This window comes from Streptomyces sp. NPDC046985 (assembly GCF_040644415.1).
Taxonomy (GTDB): Bacteria; Actinomycetota; Actinomycetes; order Streptomycetales; family Streptomycetaceae; genus Streptomyces.
Genome location: NZ_JBEYWK010000005.1, coordinates 255,941 through 271,944 on the forward strand (window position 1 = coordinate 255,941; position 16,004 = coordinate 271,944).

Here is a 16,004-nt window from a genome sequence, read left to right on the forward strand (position 1 = left end):
GCCCAACGCTTCGCCCGCCGCCACCGCGCCGCGGTCGTCCGGACGAGGAGCCGCATTTCCATGGCCGAACACCCCGCCTACCCTGTAGGACTCCGTCTGACCGGCCGCCGCGTGCTCGTGCTCGGCGGCGGCCAGGTCGCGCAGCGCCGCCTGCCCGCGCTCGTCGGGGCGGGCGCCGACGTCGTCCTCGTCTCGCCCGAGGCGACCGCGTCGGTGGAGGCGATGGCGGACGCGGGCGAGATCGCCTGGCAGCGGCGCCCGTACCGGGACGGCGACCTCGCCGGCGCCTGGTACGCGCTGATCGCCACCGACGACGCGGACGCCAACGCCCGCGCCTCCGCGGAGGCCGAGCAGCGCCGCGTGTGGTGCGTCCGCGCCGACGACGCCGACGCGGCCACCGCCTGGACCCCGGCCACCGGCCGCAGCGAGGGCGTCACGGTCGCCGTCCTGACCAGCAGCCCACGGGACCGCGACCCGCGGCACACCGCGGCCGTCCGCGACGCGGTCGTGGCGGGGCTGCGCGACGGCACCCTCGTCGCCCGGCACCACCGCACCCGCACGCCCGGCGTGGCCCTGGTCGGCGGCGGCCCCGGCGACCCCGACCTGATCACGGTGCGCGGGCGCCGGCTGCTCGCCGAGGCCGACGTCGTCATCGCCGACCGCCTCGGCCCGCGCGGCCTGCTCGCCGAACTCCCGCCGCACGTCGAGGTGATCGACGCCGCGAAGATCCCCTACGGCCGCTTCATGGCCCAGGAGGCGATCAACCACGCGCTCATCGACCACGCCAAGCAGGGCAAGTCGGTGGTCCGGCTCAAGGGCGGCGACCCCTACGTCTTCGGCCGCGGCATGGAGGAGCTCCAGGCCCTGGCCGAGGCCGGCGTCCCGTGCACGGTGGTCCCCGGCATCACCAGCTCCGTCTCGGTGCCCGGCGCGGCCGGCATCCCGGTCACCCACCGCGGCGTCGCCCACGAGTTCACCGTGGTCAGCGGCCACGTGGCCCCCGATGACGAGCGGTCCCTGGTCGACTGGGCCAGCCTGGCGAAGCTCACCGGCACCCTGGTGATCCTCATGGGCGTCGACAAGATAGGCGGGATCGCCGAGACGCTCATAGCCCACGGCAAGTCCCCCGACACCCCGGTCGCCCTCGTCCAGGAGGGAACCATGGCGGGCCAGCGCCGCGTCGACGCCACCCTGGCGACGGTCGCCGAGACCGTGCGCGCCGAGGACGTGAGGCCGCCCGCGGTCATCGTCGTCGGCCCGGTCGTCGCGGTGGGCCGGTCCGCCGCCGGGTGACCCCGCGCCTCCCCGCCCCGCCCCCCGCCGCGGGTCCTGCTCAGGCAGGCCCGCCGGCGCCCCCGACGACACAAGGCAGTCTTTCTCCGTGGCCGACCTCATCACCGTCGACGACCCCGACGACCCGCGTCTGCACGACTACACGGGCCTGACCGACGTCGAGCTGCGCCGTCGGCGCGAACCCGCCGAGGGCCTGTTCATCGCCGAGGGCGAGAAGGTCATCCGCCGGGCGATCGACGCCGGGTACGCGACGCGCTCGATGCTGCTCTCCGCCAAGTGGGTCGACGCCCTGCGCGACGTCATCGAAGAACTCCCCGCCCCGGTCTACGCGGTCGCCCCCGAGGTCGCCGAACAGGTCACCGGCTACCACGTGCACCGCGGCGCCCTCGCCTCCCTACAGCGCAAACCGCTGCCCGGGGCCGCCGCACTGCTGGGCACGGCCCGCCGGGTCGCGGTCATGGAGTCGGTCAACGACCACACCAACATCGGCGCGATCTTCCGCTCCGCCGCCGCCCTCGGCATGGACGCCGTGCTGCTCTCCCCGGACTGCGCCGACCCGCTGTACCGACGCAGCGTCAAGGTCTCCATGGGCGCGGTCTTCTCCGTGCCCTACGCCCGCCTCGACGCCTGGCCCACCGGCCTCCAGGCGGTCCGCGAGGCCGGTTTCGCGCTCCTCGCGCTGACCCCCGCCGACCGGGCCAAGCCCCTGGACGAGGTCGCCCCGCACCGCATGGACCGGGTGGCCCTGATGCTCGGCGCGGAGGGCAGCGGCCTGTCCCGCCAGGCCCTCGCGGCCGCCGACGAGTGGGTGCGCATCCCCATGTCCCACGGCGTCGACTCGCTCAACGTCGGCGCGGCGGCGGCGGTCGCCTTCTACGCGGTGGCGACGGGCAGGTCCGAGGCGTAGGCACGGGCCGGACGTGGAGACGGCCCGGCTCGGGGCATGACACGGCCCGGCTCGGGACGTACACACGGCTCGGCTCGGGACGTAGGCCCCGGCACGCGAAACAGCCCTGAGCGTCGGCCGCCCCTCCATCCCAGCACGAGCTGACGCCGGACACGCCCAGCACACCAAACGGCTGCCACGCCCGCCGTGTTGGAGCGCGCTTGCTTGTGTCACACGGCCACACATGCGGGGGCTGTTGTGGCTCATCGGGCCACACAATGGGGGGCCGTCGTAGGGCATCGGGCTACATGGTCGGGGGCTTGCCTAGGTCATCCGCCCACACCGGCTGGTGTCGCCGTACATGACCCGGCCACACGGTGGGGGCCGTCGTGGGTCATCGGGCCACACGGTGGGGGATCGTCGTAGGGCATCGGACCACAAGGTCGGGGGCGGCCCTAGGTCACCCGCCCACACCGGTCGGCGTCGCCGTACGTCACCCGCCCACACGGGCCGAGCCGCCGCCCGCGCGGGTCACCCAGCCTCGTGCGGGGAACGGCGCCGAGCGTCCGGCCCGTCCGGGTGCGCGCCGGTCTCCGCCGACACGTACGCCTGCTCCCGTGGCTGCTCCCGTCCCACCCGCGTCTGCGCGGCGCCGCCCAGACCGCGTGCGGGGCCCTGGCAGCCCTGGGCCGCCGCGATGCCCAGCGCGACCAGCAGCGTCACCACCACGAAGACGAACAGCCGCTGCCGCAGCAGCCGGGGGTTGGCGGGCCGCAGCCTGGTCAAGGTCCCGCGCGGCCCCGGGGGCCGGGCGCCGCCGCGCGGGGCCGGACGGCCGCCGCCGGTCGGACGCGATCCGGCGCCGGGCGCCGGGGTCTGCCGCCCGCCGCCGGGACGCGCGGCCGAGCCGGTCCCGCGCGGAGTGCCGCCCCGGGACGACCCGCCGGTGCGCGAGGACGCGCCGCCGCGCGAAGGGGCGGCGCCCCGGGGGGCGGGCGTCCCGTTCGCCGGGCCGGGCGGGCGGCGCCGTCCGCGCTGCTGCTCGGCGTAGCCGACGCGCTGCTGGTCCAGGTAGGTGTCCGCGAGCCTGCCGGTGGGCCGGTCGGCCTCGGCGGCGCGCGGCCCCGGCGGACGCGGTTCGCCCAGGCCCTGCGCCTCCCGCGCGGCGATCTCCTTCAGCCGCAGCGAGATCTGCAACGTGCTCGGCCGGTCCTCGGGGTCCTTCGCGAGGCAGGCCCGCACCAGCGGCGCCAGCGCGTCCGGCACGCCCTGAAGGTGGGGCTCCTCGTGCACGACGCGGTACAGCATCACTTCGGAGCTGCCGTGTCCGAACGGCGAGTCGCCGGTCGAGGCGTACGCCAGGGTCGCCCCGAGCGAGAAGACGTCGGTGGCCGGGGTGACGGCGGCGCCGCGCACCTGCTCCGGGGCGAGGAACCCGGGGGAGCCGACCGCGGTGCCGACGTGCGTGAGCGTCGAGGCGCCGGTCGCCCAGGCGATGCCGAAGTCGATGATCCGCGGCCCCTTGGGCGACAGCAGGATGTTCGAGGGCTTCAGGTCCCGGTGCACCACACCGGCCTCGTGCACCGCGACCAGCCCTTCGGACAGAGCCGCCCCGACCGCGGCGGCCTCCGCCGCGCTCAGCGCCCCCTCCTCGGCCACCTTGTCGTGCAGGGAGGGGCCGGGCACGTACTGCGTGGCGAACCAGGGCCGGTCCGCCTCCAGATCCGCGGCCACCAGCCGCGCCGTGCAGCCGCCGCGGATCCTGCGGGCCGCCGACACCTCGCGGGCGAACCGCGAACGGAACTCCTGGTCCTCCGCGAGATCGGGCCGGATGACCTTCAGCGCGACGCGCTGGCCCTTGCGGTCGGAGCCGAGGTAGACCACGCCCATCCCGCCCGCGCCGAGCCGCCGGTGAAGCCTGAACGAGCCGACGACGCGCGGGTCCTCGCGCCTCAGGCGCATCATCGCCATGTTCATCCCCGCTGCCCGGTCCCTCTGACGAGCCACAGCTTACGTTTCCGGGACCGCTCGCGCGCAGAGGCCGCGCCCTCTCCACTCGATCGATTATCGGTGCGCCGCAGCGGAATTGAAGCGCGATCAGGCGACGGAGGGCCCGCGCGGCCGCTCCGTCCAGCCGATCCCAACCACGGTGTGCACAGGGGAGATTGGGGGTGTGGAGGGAGAACAGGCGACGTCGGGCGCGGAGGCGGGGGCGCCGGTGGGCACGGAGGAACCGACGGGGTGCGCGGGGCGGCGCACACCGGCGGCGCCCCTGCCCGCAGGCGCCCCGAGAGTGATCGAACTCACCGGACCGGCGCCGCGCGGCGGGCGCGCCGCGGCCCTCCCCTCCGGGAGAACCCGGAGTCCTGGGCTCGCTTCTCCACCCAGGGGAGTACACCCCAGATGGCGGCTCATCCTCCGGGAGGCCCGGCAAGCGGTACGAGGGCATGACGCCCGCCAGGCGCCCGGCCCCTAGATTTGATGTCAAGCGGCGGGTGCAGCACTCGCCCCCCGAGGTCACACCCGCCGCTGTCGATGACGTGACGACGTTGACGAAGCGACGACGTGACGACCGAGGACGCGGAACGACGGCAACACAGACGGTCGGGAGAGGGACATGGCCCCCACGGCGCCGCGGACTCTGGTCTGCTCGCAGGGACGCTTCACGCGCCCCCGCCGTGCGGGCCGTCGCCACCCCTTGGTGGCGATGGTGATGGCCCTCCCCCTGGCGGCCCTGCTCCTGCTGGTCTTCGACGGCTGGAACACGGTGGCCGCACAAGCGTCGTCCGTGGGTGCGATGCTGGGGCGCTGAGCGGCGACCCCAGGCCCGGAAGAGCGGTCCGGGCGGGGACATCCACCCAGGAAACCCCGTGGGGACGGGGGTACGGCGGACGGCAGGACGCCGGCGCGGCTAGGAAGCCGCGCCGGCATCCTTCTTCCCCTGGCGGACTGGAGTCCGCTCGCCCCATTAGAGTCCGCTCCCCCCGTCGGCGTCCGCTCGCCCCGCGACTTCTGCCCGTCCTGCCGGCGTCCGCTCGGCCCGTTGGCGCCCGCTCCCGCCCCGCCGGGGCTGCCGCCGATGCGCGGCCCCGCCAAAGCCGCCCGCGCCGTCGCCCGCCTCCGTGCGGCAGCGCCCGGGCCCCCGGCCGCGCCGCCCGTGCTGCGCGCCTGGGCCGCGCTCCCCGCCTGGGCCCGCGCCGAGGCGCCCGCACCGGGTCCCGGCGCTCTCTGCCACGGCGACCTGCACCTCGGCCACCTCGTCCGGCACCCGGCGCCGGACGGGACTCTGTCCCGGCGGTACCCGAAGCAGCACCAGAAGGCGAGGAGTCGAGCCGACCATGCAGTGTCCGAAGTGCCATGCGCCGATGCACGTCTGCCACCGCAACGGCGTCCAGATCGAGCAGTGCAGCGGCTGCCGCGGCATCTTCCTCGACTACGGCGAGCTGGAGGCGCTGACTCGCCTGGAGTCCCAGTGGGCCCAGCCCGCGCCGCCCCCGCCCGCCCCGCAGGCGTACCCGGCGCCGCCCGCCTGGGGCGCCCCGCACGCAGGCCACCACGGCGGACACCATGACGATCACCACGGCGGCCACGGGCACTACGGACACGGCCACCGCCACCGGGGCTTCGGCCACATGCTGTTCTCAAGCTGAGCGCACGGAGAAGCCCCCGGCCGTACGAGACGGCCGGGGGCTTTGTCGACGCGTGGACGATACTGGGATTGAACCAGTGACCTCTTCCGTGTCAGGGAAGCGCTCTCCCGCTGAGCTAATCGTCCTCGGGACCGCGATCGTCCGACGGAGCACGGCGGAAGCGATCATGGATGCTGCGTGCGCGATACTGGGATTGAACCAGTGACCTCTTCCGTGTCAGGGAAGCGCTCTCCCGCTGAGCTAATCGCGCGGGGTCAGGATCCTGCCGGACCGGCCGGGGGATCCAGTGGACGATACTGGGATTGAACCAGTGACCTCTTCCGTGTCAGGGAAGCGCTCTCCCGCTGAGCTAATCGTCCTTGGAGGTGGAGACGGGATTTGAACCCGTGTAGACGGCTTTGCAGGCCGTTGCCTCGCCTCTCGGCCACTCCACCAGGAGTGCGGGGACCCGGAGATCCCCTCTTCCTGCGAGCGGACGACGAGGCTCGAACTCGCGACCTCAACCTTGGCAAGGTTGCGCTCTACCAACTGAGCTACGTCCGCCTGTCGTTTCGGTGCGCTTGCGCGCCCCGGCGACGTGTTGAACTCTAGCGGATTCCCCGGCCAGCACAAAAACGCGTTTGTGCAGCGTGCTGCGCCGTGCTCCCGACAGGACCGGGTCCGGGCCCCGGAAGGACACGCCGAGGACGTCCGCCGGACGGCCGCCCTAGACTCGGCCACGTGCACGACCTCCCTGCTCTGGCCCGCTTCGGCGACCGCGTCGCCACCGGCCTGACCGACGTCACCGGCGACCCCGCGGCCCTCGACTCGTCCGGCTTCTGGGCCGTCGCCGCCGACTACGAGGGCCGGCTCACCTGCGCCCGCTTCGCGGACGTCCGCGAAGCGCCCGTCCCCGCCCCCGGCGGGTGGCGAGGACCTGCGGCCGGGGACTGGACCTCGTCGCTCGACCGCGCCGCGTACACGGCGGGGGTGCGCCGCATCCGCGAGCACATCGCGACGGGCGAGGTGTACCAGGTGAACCTCTGCCGGGTGCTGTCCGCGCCGATCGCCGCCGACGCCGACGTGGACGCCCTGACCGCGGTCCTGGCCCGCGGCAACCCGGCGCCGTACGCGGGAACGATTCGGCTGCCGGAGCACGGCGTGGAGATCGCCACCGCCTCCCCGGAGCTGTTCCTGCGCCGCGACGGCCGCACCGTGGAGTCCGGGCCGATCAAGGGCACGGCCCGCACCGAGGCGGAGCTGCTGGAGAAGGACTACGCCGAGAACGTGATGATCGTCGACCTGGTCCGTAACGACATCGGGCGCGTCTGCGCCACCGGCAGCGTCACCGTCCCCGACCTCTGCGTCGTGGAGAAGCACCCCGGCCTGGTCCACCTGGTCTCCTCGGTCCGCGGCGACCTGCGCCCCGGCGCCGGCTGGCCCGAACTGCTCGACGCCGCCTTCCCGGCCGGTTCCATCACCGGCGCCCCCAAGTCGAGCTGCCTGCGGATCATCGACGCCCTGGAGACCGCACCTCGCGGCCCCTACTGCGGCGCCGTCGGCTGGGTCGACGCCGACCGGGGCACGGCCGAGCTGGCCGTCGGCATCCGCACCTTCTGGATCGACCGCGCGCCGGGCGGCGCGGCGGCCTTGCGTTTCGGGGCCGGCGCCGGGATCACCTGGGACTCCGACCCCGAGGGGGAGTGGCGCGAGACGGAACTGAAGGCGGCCCGGCTGCTCGCGGTAGCGTCGGGAACGTACGAGGACGGCGGAGAGGAACGGCGACTGTGAAGATCTGGCTCGACGGCGGCCTGCGGGACGTCGACTCCGCGCGCGTCTCCGTCTTCGACCACGGGCTGACCGTGGGCGACGGCGTGTTCGAGACCATCAAAGCGGTCGGCGGAGCGCCGTTCGCGCTCACCCGCCACCTGGACCGGCTGACCCGCTCGGCGCGCGGCCTCGGCCTGCCCGACCCCGACCACGACGAGGTCCGCCGCGCCTGCGCCGCCGTGCTGGACGCCGACCCCGTGCCGCTCGGCAGGCTGCGCGTCACCTACACCGGCGGCCACGGCCCGCTCGGCTCCGACCGCGGCGACCGCGGGCCGACCCTCGTGGTCGCCCTCGGCGAGACCAGCCGCCGCCCCGACTCCACCGCCGTCGTCACCGTCCCCTGGACCCGCAACGAACGCGGCGCGCTCACCGGCCTGAAGACCACCTCCTACGCCGAGAACGTCGTCGCCCTCGCCCACGCCCACCGGCTGGGCGCCTCCGAGGCCCTGTTCGGCAACACCGTCGGACAGCTCTGCGAGGGCACAGGCTCCAACGTCTTCGTCGTCCTCGGCGGCGAGATCCACACCCCGCCGCTCGCCTCCGGCTGCCTGGCCGGGATCACCCGCGCCCTGGCCGTCGAGTGGACCGGGGCCCGGGAGACCGACCTGCCGCTGGACGTCCTGCGGGAGGCGGAGGAGGTCTTCCTCACCTCCACCCTGCGCGACGTGCAGGCCGTGCACCGCGTCGACGACCGCGAACTGCCGGGCGCGCCGGGGCCGGTGACCGCCAAGGCGATGCGCGTCTTCGCCGAGGGCTCCGGGCACGACCAGGATCCGTGAGCCTCCGTCCCGGCCACGGGACCGCGGGCGCGCGGACGCGGGCGCGGGTACGCGGGCACGCGCGCACGCGCCGGTCTGCCGCTGGGCGGGGGCCGGTGTGACGCCGGGCGCGCGCCAGACTGATGTCGGGCGCGCCGGTCTGATGTCGGGAGTGCCCCGGTGTGACGCTGGGCGCGAGGCAGCCGGATGTCGGGAGTGTCCCGGTGTGACGTTGGGCGCGTGCCAGCCGGATGCCGGGCGCGAGTCGGCCGTGTGCCGCACCGCGTCGGCCGGACGTCCGACGCGTGCGGGAAAACCGGCTGACGCGGCGCGGCGCGGCGGGTAGAACTCCGGTGATGACCACGACCCTGCGGCCCGCCGAGCCGCTTCAGCACCACGCCGACGGAACCCGTTCCCGCCGCTACCAGGTGTGCGTGAACAGCCGCCCCGTCGGCGTCACGCGCCTGTCCACGCACCCTCTCTTCGGTCCGGCCGTGGCCCGGATCATGGAGCTGCGCATCGACGAACCCGACCGCGGGCGGGGCCGGGGCACGGTGGCCGCGCTCGCCGCGGAGGAGGTGGCGCGCGCCTGGGGCTGCGAGCGCCTTGAGATCACCGTGCCCGCCGCCGAGGAGGCCGCGCTCCGACTCGTACGGGCCCTCGGCTACGCCGAGCGCAATCGCGGCATGGAGAAACAGCTCGGCCCGACCGCCCCCGCACTACCCGCCGGGACCCGGGGACGGCCCCTGACGGAGGCCGAGTGGGGACCATGGCTGGAGCACGCGAAGAGCGGCTACGTCCAGAGCTGGATCGACCGCGGGGTGCCCGCCGAGCAGGCGCGGGCCAAGTCGGACGCCGAGCACGCCCGGTTGCTGCCCCAGGGCCCCGCCACCCCCGGGATGCTGGTGAGCGTCCTGGAGCACGACGGCGTCCCGGTCGGCGGCCTGTGGCTCGCCCTCGGCGACGACGACAGGGCCTTCATCTACGACGTCGAAGCCGACGAGCGCTTCCGCGGCCGGGGCCACGGCCGCTCCTTGATGCTGCTGGCCGAGGCGCAGGCGACGGCCGCCGGCAAGAACGTGCTCGGGCTCAACGTCTTCCGGGGCAACACCCCCGCGGAGCGCCTGTACGACTCCCTCGGCTACCGGCCGGTCGAGCACGCCTTCTTCAAGCCGCTCCTGTGAGCGGCTTCGGGTCGCCGCCGTACGGGGCTTGAGGGGTCGCCCCGGCGTAGGCGGCCCCGCCGCGCCCGCCTACGCGCCCTCGGCCAGGAGCCGGTCGACGATCTCCTCGATGCGCTCGCGCAGACCCTCCTGGCTCGCGCCGCCGTCCAGCCGTTCACCGCCGACGACGTACGTCGGCGTCCCCGTGACCCCGATCGCCTTGCCCTCGGCATGGTCGGCGTCCACGATCAGGATGTGCCGGCCGTCGATCAGCGCGGTGTCGAACTCCTCGGCGTCGAGGCCCAGTTCACGGGCCGTCTCGATCAGGACGGACTCGCCGGAGCGGTCCAGCTCCGCCACCCGGCCGAGGACCGCCTCCACGTACGGCCACAGCCGCCCCTGCTCGGCGGCCTCCTCGGCGGCCTGCGCGGCGGCGAAGGCGTGCCGGTGCTTGTCCAGCGGGAAGTGCCGCAGCCGCAGCTCCAGCCGGTCGCCGTAGCGGGCGCGCAGGGCGCGCACGTCGTCCAGGGCGGTGCGGCAGTCGGGGCACTGCAACTCGCACCAGACGTCGAGGACGGGGACGGCGGGCGCGGGGGAGGAGTCGCTCATGCGGCCAGTCTCCCAGGCCCGCCGCGCGGGGCCTAACCCGGACGGCGGGGGCAGCGCGGGGGCCCGGACCACCGCGCCCGGACCGCTGTGCCTGATCCGCTGTGCCCGGAACACCGGGCTTGATCCGCTGTGCCTAGCTCGCCGCGCCCGGACTGCTGTGGCTAGCTCGCCGCGCTTGATCGGCTGTGCCCGGCTCGCCGCGTCCGGCCCGTGCTCGCGCGTCTGCCCCGCGCTCCCGCGCCCGGCGCCGCCCGTCCGGCGCCCGCGGATGAGGGGCGACCCGGAGATCTCCCTGATCCCTGCCGAGGGCATGGCCGCACGAGGAGCGAGGGGTGCAGGATGGAGGGGACGAACTGCCCGACCGGTGAGCGCCGCCTGGAGGACCGGATGATTGCCGAGACCGTCTGTTCCGCCGTCTCCGCCGCCGGCCTGGGCGTGGCCGCGGTCACCGCGTACCGCAAGCGCTTCCTCTCCGCGATCCGCATCGCCGCCTACGCCCTGGTGCCGATCGCCCTGGTGATGACGGGCGTCGTCGGCTGGCTGGCGGGCACCGCCCTCAGCCCGACCGCCTGGGCGGGTTTCGGGCTGCTCGGCTGCGCCTGGCTGCTCTTCGTCGTGACCCGCGCGGTGGAGCGCCGCCGCGGCGGCACGCGCAAGGAGCGCAGGGCGGCGGCCCGTGCGGCCCGCGAGGACGCGGTGGCGCCGGCCGCTTCCGCGCCGTCCCTGGGTCCGGGCGCCCGGCGGGCCGCCGCGCCCGCCTCCGGCCGGGCTGCCGCCCGCCCTTCGGCCGCGTCCCGGGGTGAGGACGACTTCAGCGACATCGAGGCGATCCTGAAGAAGCACGGCATATGAATCCGGCCGCGCGACGCGGCGGAAGCGGTCGGGTTCCGCACCGAAGCGAAAGGAAGATCACGTGATGCGGTGAACTCCCGGACAACCTTGGCGTGTTGATCGCATCGTCGGCGCCGCCTGCGACATCATCGCCGGGAGATGGTGGACACGACACAGAGCGAGGCCGCGCAGCAGCACGATGAGCCGCGTGGATGCCTCTTCGCCCTATCCCAGCCGCCGCTGATGATCTTCCTTGCGGTGATCGGGTGTCTGCTGCTCATGGCTGCGTTGCACGACCTGCTGTTGCTGTGAGCCGTACCCGTGGGTCCTCGGCGTCACCCGCCGGGGACCACGACGCGCGGACCGGCCGCCGTCAGCCCGCCGACTCCTTGCGCCGCGCCCGGTAGGCGGCCACGTGCAGCCGGTTGCCGCAGGTGCGGCTGTCGCAGTACCGCCGCGAGCGGTTGCGGGAGAGGTCGACGAAGGCGCGCAGACAGTCGGGCGCCTCGCAGCGCCGCAGCCGCTCCTGCTCCCCGGCGACCACGAAGAAGGCCAGCGCCATGCCGCAGTCCGCCGCGAGGTGGTCGGCGACCGAGGCGCCGGGAGCGAAGTAGTGCACGTGCCAGTCGTACGCGTCGTGGTCCGTCAGCCGGGGCGTGGTGCCCGCGGCGGCGACCAGCTCGTTGATCATCCCGGCGGCGGTCCGCGCGTCGGGCGCCGCGAAGATCCCGGCGAACCGCCCCCGGATCCGGCGCACGGCCGACAGGTCGAACTCCGACAGCGCCCCGACGTCGCTCATCCGGTGGCCCCGCACGAACGCGTAGAGCCCCGCCACGTCCGCGAGCCCGTCGGGCGCCGACTCGTCGTCCGGTGCGGTGTTCACCAGATCCACCACGGTGTCGAGCGCGCACCGGGTGTCGTGGGTGATCAGCACATCTCGCTCCCATGGCCGGGGGCGAGCCTCCGCCCGCCGATGCAGGCCGATGGTAGTGGCTCCGCCGTCACCCGAGCAGCGCAGCGACACGCGGGCACCGGCGCCGTTCCCAAGGGGACCGGCGCCGGCGCATCCCGGTATGCGGTTGTTCTGGCCCGAGCCGTCTCCCCGAGTGGACGGCAACGGGCAGCTCCGGGCCCCGAGGGGCCTATCGCTAACTCTCCGCGAGGATGTGCGACAGCTCCTGATCCAGATCGAAGTGCCGGTGTTCCGTGCCGGGAGGCACGGCCGCGTCCGTCCGCTTCAGGAAGGACTCCAGGGCCCGCGCAGGGGCCTCGAGCAGGGCCTCTCCCTCGGGAGAGCTCAGGGCGATGCAGACGACGCCCTGACCGTGGCTGCGCGACGGCCAGACACGGACGTCGCCGGTACCGGTGGGACGGTGAAGCCCCTCGGCGAGGAGGTCGCGGGCGAACACCCACTCGACGGTCTCCTCGGCTCCGGTGTGGAAGGTGGCGTGCACGGCATAGGGGTCGGCCGTGTCGTACCGCAGGCCTGCGGGGACAGGCAGGGAGGACTCGCTCGACACAACGAGGCGCAGGTGCAGCTCGCAGCTGACCGTGGTGTTCATAAGCGCCAGGGCCTTTCGCTCAGTGTGCGCTCGGGGATTCGCACGTCGGCGAAATCGACATGCCACCTACGGTGCCGTTGTAAACCCCTCTGGGAGTTTTGCAGGGCTTTACGTAACTCTTCCGGCCGAGAAGCCGACGGGGTGAAGGGGCCATTCCGGTGACTCGTTTCCGTTTGTTTCCCTCCAGTAGGGTTCCCGCATGAATACGCACAGTGACGGGCCGGACGAGCCCGCCCGGACGCCGGAGGGGGCGAAGGCGGAGACCGGGGAGGGCGAGGGGGTGGACCGGCGGGGGCTCGGCTCCCGCGCGCCGGCGTTCGTCCGGTCACGCCCCGTGCTGCACCTGAGCTGGCAAGCCGGCGTCTTCGTCCTCGGGCTCGCGGTGATCGCCGCTGGCGTGATCATGCTCCCGCTGCCCGGCCCCGGCTGGGTGGTGATCTTCGGCGTCATGGCGATCTGGGCGATCGAGTTCGTCTGGGCCCAGCTCGTGCTCCGCTGGACCAAGCGCAAGGTCACCGACGCGACCTAGCGCGCCCTCGACCCCAGGGTGCGCCGCCGCAACCTCGCCGTGACGGCGGGCGGCCTGGTGATCGTCGCCGCACTGGCCGTGATCTACGTACGGAGGGTCGGCGCCGTGATGCCCTGGAGCGCCGACGGCCGGTGACCGGCGCGCGGCCCGCTCCCGTCCCTGGTGTCCGGCACACCCTGACTTGCGGTAATGTTCTTCCTGCACCCGGGCGATTAGCTCAGTGGGAGAGCGCTTCGTTCACACCGAAGAGGTCACTGGTTCGAACCCAGTATCGCCCACACCCGGAACGACGGCCCGTCCGCGATCAAGCGGACGGGCCGTCGTCGTCCCCGGCCCCTCCTTGACGTCCGTGACGGGCCGTTACTTTTCTCCGCCACGCGAACAGCGCACACCAAGCGCCCAGATCAGGCCCGGCGGCTTTTCCCGGCTCGCGACTTTCCGCCAGAAGTCACCGATGCGCCCTCGCGAGAAATCCGGCCGCCCGTATTCTCAATCCCCGTCACTTTCCGCTGGAAATAGGCCGGAAGAAGCGTGCAGGGCCGTCACACCGGCAACGGAACCGGCGCCGACGCCCCCACGCGACACGGCGCCGCATCGCGCGATGCCGGACTGCCAGGGGCGCATGTATACGCATCCCAGCCGCCAGCCGCCAGCCGCCAGCCGCCAGCCGCCAGCCGCCAGCCGCAGCGCCGGGCAGACTGGACGGCCATGGACCTCACCCACTACCGCTTCCGCAGCCTGTGGCCCCTCCCCGCACCGCCCGCCGCCGTGTATGAGGCGCTGGAGCGCGTCGAGGACTACCCGCGATGGTGGCGGCAGGTACGCGAGGTACGCCGGACGGGCCCCGCCGACGGCGTCATCCGGATCCGCTCCCTGATCCCGTACGACCTGACCTTCGCCGCCCGCGAAGTGCGCCGGGACCCGGCGGCGGGAATGCTCGAGGTCGCGCTGAGCGGAGACATCGACGGCTGGGCCCGCTGGACGCTCACCCCGCACGGCACGGGCACCCTGGCCCGCTACGACCAGGCGGTCCGGGTGAACAAGCCGCTGCTCCGATGGCTCGCCCTGCCGGGCCGGCCAGTCTTCCGCCTGAACCACCGCCTGATGATGCGCTCCGGACGGCGCGCGCTCGCCGGACGCCTGAAGACGGTTTGAACGAAGGCAGCCGAGACCTGTATGGTTCAGTGCGTTCCCGGGCGATTAGCTCAGCGGGAGAGCGCTTCGTTCACACCGAAGAGGTCACTGGTTCGAACCCAGTATCGCCCACCAGAAGAAGATCATCGACACCTCGATGCCTCCTAGGGGCCGTCCGTCAGGGCGGTCCCTGTTAGTTGCAGTCCAGCGCCCGTCCCCGGCTGGGGAGGGGCGCTTTGGCGTTTGAGGGCCCGCAGGACGGCTAGGGGCTGTCCCGTAATGCCTGGTCGTGGATGAGACGATCTTGTGGTGGCTGGCGTGATCACGGCATCGGAGCCTTCCTGGACAGCCCCGTTCACCGGGTTGAGCCCGCGCTGCTTCGCCAAGTTGGTGATCGTGGTGCGGCGCGAGGCCGCGGAGTGGCCGCGGCGCGGCCGACCGTGGGGTCTGCCGCTGGAGGACCGGGTATTGCCGGTCGCGGCGTACAGGCGGACCAACCTGACGTCACGCCAGCTCACGCCGCTTTTCGGGGTGTCGAAGTCGGCTGCCGACCGGATCATCGACCACCTCGGCCCGAAGGTCACGCTCCAGCCGCGCAAGCGGTCCGCCAAGGACACGATCCTGATCGTGGACGGCACCCTCGTGCCGACCCGCGACCACTCGGCGGCGGAGCAGTCGAAGAACTGCCGCTACTCGACCAACCACCAGGTCGTCATCGACGCCGACACTCGACTCGTCGTGTGGTCGGCCGGCCGCTGCCCGGCAACCGCAACGACTGCCGGGCTGGTCCGAGTCCGGTGCGAAGGACGCCGTCAGCAAGACGCTGACCATGGCGGACGGCGGCTATTCCGGCACGAGCCTGCCGATGCCGCACCGCCGCGCGAACGGCCACAACGAACTCCCCGCCTGGAAACGCGCACACAGAGGACACGGTTTAGATGTGGCTATCGGCGTCACACCAACGCGATGATGCACCAGACGACCTTGCCGCCGGTGGGCAGGAGGTAGTAGTCCCACTCCTTGGAGATCTCGCCCACGATGAACAGACCCCGGCCGCTCTCCGCGTCCTCGGACATCATGGTGTTGGCAACGGGCGGGTGATCGCTGGGGTCGGCAACCTCCGCGATGACCTGTGATTCGTCGTGCCGCAGCGTCAACGTGACGTGTGCTCCGGGGGTGTCGGGCGCGAAGTGTTGCACGGCATTGGAAACCAGCTCGCAGACGGCCAGCTCGGTCGTGTCGATCCGTTCGTCGGCGACCTGCCAGGCGCTGAGGACATCGCGGACGTGACGCCTGGCCCACGGCGTGGCTTCGGCTTTGGCGTCCAGTTCCAGGGTGCTGACGTAGTGCTCAGTGGTCATGGCCGTCTGCCTCAACAGCCGGTGCCGGCTGATTCGTGGCGGACGCCTCGCTGGCGAGCCACACCGTGCCGCGAATCTTCTCCGCCAGTTCTTCGCGCATGTAGGCCGCGACCACGGTGTCGTGGTGGAAGTGGTCGGTGCTCAGCACCAGGACGTTGGTGACACCTTCGGAACGACAGATCGTGATGAGTTCCCTCCAGGTGTCGAGACGTTCGCTGGGGCGTTCCTCGTAATAGACGTCGGCCACGCTGAGACCTTGGTCGACTGAGGAGGCCACCAGTGCCGTGACCGCTTCCCGCATGGCTGCATCGTCCATGCTGGGAAGACGCCGGAGGTACGCGAACGCGGCAGTGCGATCGCCTTCGGGGCGTAGCGGGGGTGCCACTGTCGTCATGCGGTTGCTCCTGTGCCTGGGGGCT

General features: G+C 73.2%; 16 protein-coding genes, 7 tRNA genes and 3 pseudogenes. 15 read left to right on the forward strand and 11 right to left on the reverse strand.

Going from position 1 to position 16,004, the window contains the following annotated elements; genetic code table 11:
• Positions 1-60: 60 nt before the first annotated feature.
• Complete coding sequence (gene cobA / locus ABZ861_RS08805) at positions 61-1,293, forward strand: uroporphyrinogen-III C-methyltransferase (protein WP_361625966.1); 1,233 nt, start codon at positions 61-63, stop codon at positions 1,291-1,293.
• 88 nt (positions 1,294-1,381) lie between these two features.
• A complete protein-coding gene (locus ABZ861_RS08810; protein WP_361625969.1) occupies positions 1,382-2,200 on the forward strand; it encodes an RNA methyltransferase in 819 nt (272 codons plus the stop codon).
• A gap of 510 nt (positions 2,201-2,710) precedes the next feature.
• Here ABZ861_RS08810 and ABZ861_RS08815 read toward each other — a convergent pair.
• Positions 2,711-4,156, reverse strand: coding sequence for a serine/threonine-protein kinase (locus ABZ861_RS08815; protein ID WP_361625971.1), 1,446 nt, complete (start codon positions 4,154-4,156; stop codon positions 2,711-2,713).
• A 640-nt stretch (positions 4,157-4,796) separates the two neighbouring features.
• Here ABZ861_RS08815 and ABZ861_RS08820 point away from each other — a divergent pair.
• The 3 genes and pseudogenes from ABZ861_RS08820 (at position 4,797) to ABZ861_RS08830 (ending at position 5,829) form a co-directional block, all read left to right on the forward strand.
• Positions 4,797-4,991 (forward strand): hypothetical protein, encoded by a 195-nt coding sequence (locus tag ABZ861_RS08820; RefSeq protein ID WP_361625973.1) that lies wholly within the window; start codon positions 4,797-4,799, stop codon positions 4,989-4,991.
• Positions 4,992-5,234: 243 nt separating this feature from the next.
• Positions 5,235-5,462: pseudogene (locus tag ABZ861_RS08825) on the forward strand (phosphotransferase); the annotation flags it as partial.
• A gap of 55 nt (positions 5,463-5,517) precedes the next feature.
• The gene (locus ABZ861_RS08830; protein ID WP_361625976.1) at positions 5,518-5,829 is read left to right on the forward strand and encodes a zf-TFIIB domain-containing protein; all 312 of its coding nucleotides are present in this window, start codon (positions 5,518-5,520) and stop codon (positions 5,827-5,829) included.
• Positions 5,830-5,882: 53 nt separating this feature from the next.
• Here the strand turns inward: ABZ861_RS08830 and ABZ861_RS08835 are convergent.
• The 5 genes from ABZ861_RS08835 to ABZ861_RS08855 all read right to left on the reverse strand — a co-directional run bounded on the left by ABZ861_RS08835 (position 5,883) and on the right by ABZ861_RS08855 (position 6,372).
• Positions 5,883-5,954 (reverse strand) — tRNA-Val (locus ABZ861_RS08835).
• A gap of 53 nt (positions 5,955-6,007) precedes the next feature.
• Positions 6,008-6,079, reverse strand: a tRNA-Val gene (locus ABZ861_RS08840).
• A 37-nt stretch (positions 6,080-6,116) separates the two neighbouring features.
• A tRNA-Val gene (locus tag ABZ861_RS08845) sits at positions 6,117-6,188 on the reverse strand.
• 1 nt (position 6,189) lies between these two features.
• A tRNA-Cys gene (locus ABZ861_RS08850) sits at positions 6,190-6,263 on the reverse strand.
• 36 nt (positions 6,264-6,299) lie between these two features.
• Positions 6,300-6,372 (reverse strand) — tRNA-Gly (locus ABZ861_RS08855).
• Positions 6,373-6,549: 177 nt separating this feature from the next.
• Between ABZ861_RS08855 and ABZ861_RS08860 the strand changes: the two genes are divergently transcribed.
• The 3 genes from ABZ861_RS08860 to ABZ861_RS08870 all read left to right on the forward strand — a co-directional run bounded on the left by ABZ861_RS08860 (position 6,550) and on the right by ABZ861_RS08870 (position 9,580).
• The gene (locus tag ABZ861_RS08860) at positions 6,550-7,599 is read left to right on the forward strand and encodes a chorismate-binding protein (protein WP_361625979.1); all 1,050 of its coding nucleotides are present in this window, start codon (positions 6,550-6,552) and stop codon (positions 7,597-7,599) included.
• On the forward strand, positions 7,596-8,417 hold the full coding sequence (locus ABZ861_RS08865) for an aminodeoxychorismate lyase (RefSeq protein WP_361625982.1): 822 nt from the start codon (positions 7,596-7,598) through the stop codon (positions 8,415-8,417). Before ABZ861_RS08860 ends, ABZ861_RS08865 begins: the two co-directional genes overlap by 4 nt.
• 335 nt (positions 8,418-8,752) lie before the next feature.
• A complete protein-coding gene (locus ABZ861_RS08870; RefSeq protein WP_361625985.1) occupies positions 8,753-9,580 on the forward strand; it encodes a GNAT family N-acetyltransferase in 828 nt (275 codons plus the stop codon).
• 69 nt (positions 9,581-9,649) lie between these two features.
• Here ABZ861_RS08870 and ABZ861_RS08875 read toward each other — a convergent pair whose 3' ends face one another.
• On the reverse strand, positions 9,650-10,168 hold the full coding sequence (locus tag ABZ861_RS08875; protein WP_361625988.1) for a DsbA family protein: 519 nt from the start codon (positions 10,166-10,168) through the stop codon (positions 9,650-9,652).
• A 339-nt stretch (positions 10,169-10,507) separates the two neighbouring features.
• Between ABZ861_RS08875 and ABZ861_RS08880 the strand changes: the two genes are divergently transcribed.
• Both ABZ861_RS08880 and ABZ861_RS08885 read left to right on the forward strand, forming a co-directional pair.
• Positions 10,508-11,020, forward strand: a complete 513-nt coding sequence (locus ABZ861_RS08880; protein WP_361625991.1) for a hypothetical protein — start codon at positions 10,508-10,510, stop codon at positions 11,018-11,020.
• A gap of 138 nt (positions 11,021-11,158) precedes the next feature.
• Positions 11,159-11,311, forward strand: a complete 153-nt coding sequence (locus ABZ861_RS08885) for a hypothetical protein (RefSeq protein WP_361625994.1) — start codon at positions 11,159-11,161, stop codon at positions 11,309-11,311.
• A 61-nt stretch (positions 11,312-11,372) separates the two neighbouring features.
• Here the strand turns inward: ABZ861_RS08885 and ABZ861_RS08890 are convergent, their stop codons facing one another.
• A complete protein-coding gene (locus ABZ861_RS08890; RefSeq protein ID WP_361625997.1) occupies positions 11,373-11,933 on the reverse strand; it encodes a CGNR zinc finger domain-containing protein in 561 nt (186 codons plus the stop codon).
• Positions 11,934-12,147: 214 nt separating this feature from the next.
• A complete protein-coding gene (locus ABZ861_RS08895) occupies positions 12,148-12,561 on the reverse strand; it encodes an SsgA family sporulation/cell division regulator (protein WP_004002642.1) in 414 nt (137 codons plus the stop codon).
• Positions 12,562-12,760: 199 nt separating this feature from the next.
• Between ABZ861_RS08895 and ABZ861_RS08900 the strand changes: the two are divergent.
• From ABZ861_RS08900 to ABZ861_RS08920, 5 genes and pseudogenes are all read left to right on the forward strand, one after another.
• Positions 12,761-13,225, forward strand: a pseudogene (locus ABZ861_RS08900) (TIGR02611 family protein).
• A gap of 71 nt (positions 13,226-13,296) precedes the next feature.
• Positions 13,297-13,368, forward strand: a tRNA-Val gene (locus ABZ861_RS08905).
• Between the two features lie 430 nt (positions 13,369-13,798).
• The gene (locus tag ABZ861_RS08910; protein WP_361626000.1) at positions 13,799-14,245 is read left to right on the forward strand and encodes an SRPBCC family protein; all 447 of its coding nucleotides are present in this window, start codon (positions 13,799-13,801) and stop codon (positions 14,243-14,245) included.
• 39 nt (positions 14,246-14,284) lie between these two features.
• Positions 14,285-14,359 (forward strand) — tRNA-Val (locus ABZ861_RS08915).
• A 174-nt stretch (positions 14,360-14,533) separates the two neighbouring features.
• Positions 14,534-15,137: pseudogene (locus ABZ861_RS08920) on the forward strand (transposase); the annotation flags it as partial.
• A 40-nt stretch (positions 15,138-15,177) separates the two neighbouring features.
• Here the strand turns inward: ABZ861_RS08920 and ABZ861_RS08925 are convergent.
• Entirely contained in the window at positions 15,178-15,585 is a 408-nt protein-coding gene (locus ABZ861_RS08925) for an ATP-binding protein (protein WP_361626003.1), read from the reverse strand.
• A complete protein-coding gene (locus ABZ861_RS08930) occupies positions 15,575-15,979 on the reverse strand; it encodes a hypothetical protein (protein WP_361626006.1) in 405 nt (134 codons plus the stop codon). Before ABZ861_RS08930 ends, ABZ861_RS08925 begins: the two co-directional genes overlap by 11 nt.
• Positions 15,980-16,004 lie beyond the last annotated feature (25 nt).

Excerpts from the sequence above, each read along its gene's own strand:
- cobA (WP_361625966.1), top strand. The coding sequence starts at position 61 with ATGGCCGAACACCCCGCCTACCCTGTAGGACTCCGTCTGACCGGCCGC.
- ABZ861_RS08815 (WP_361625971.1), bottom strand. The coding sequence starts at position 4,156 with ATGAACATGGCGATGATGCGCCTGAGGCGCGAGGACCCGCGCGTCGTC.
- ABZ861_RS08820 (WP_361625973.1), top strand. The coding sequence starts at position 4,797 with ATGGCCCCCACGGCGCCGCGGACTCTGGTCTGCTCGCAGGGACGCTTC.
- ABZ861_RS08830 (WP_361625976.1), top strand. The coding sequence starts at position 5,518 with ATGCAGTGTCCGAAGTGCCATGCGCCGATGCACGTCTGCCACCGCAAC.
- ABZ861_RS08870 (WP_361625985.1), top strand. The coding sequence starts at position 8,753 with ATGACCACGACCCTGCGGCCCGCCGAGCCGCTTCAGCACCACGCCGAC.
- ABZ861_RS08875 (WP_361625988.1), bottom strand. The coding sequence starts at position 10,168 with ATGAGCGACTCCTCCCCCGCGCCCGCCGTCCCCGTCCTCGACGTCTGG.
- ABZ861_RS08880 (WP_361625991.1), top strand. The coding sequence starts at position 10,508 with ATGGAGGGGACGAACTGCCCGACCGGTGAGCGCCGCCTGGAGGACCGG.
- ABZ861_RS08885 (WP_361625994.1), top strand. The coding sequence starts at position 11,159 with ATGGTGGACACGACACAGAGCGAGGCCGCGCAGCAGCACGATGAGCCG.
- ABZ861_RS08895 (WP_004002642.1), bottom strand. The coding sequence starts at position 12,561 with ATGAACACCACGGTCAGCTGCGAGCTGCACCTGCGCCTCGTTGTGTCG.
- ABZ861_RS08910 (WP_361626000.1), top strand. The coding sequence starts at position 13,799 with ATGGACCTCACCCACTACCGCTTCCGCAGCCTGTGGCCCCTCCCCGCA.
- ABZ861_RS08925 (WP_361626003.1), bottom strand. The coding sequence starts at position 15,585 with ATGACCACTGAGCACTACGTCAGCACCCTGGAACTGGACGCCAAAGCC.
- ABZ861_RS08930 (WP_361626006.1), bottom strand. The coding sequence starts at position 15,979 with ATGACGACAGTGGCACCCCCGCTACGCCCCGAAGGCGATCGCACTGCC.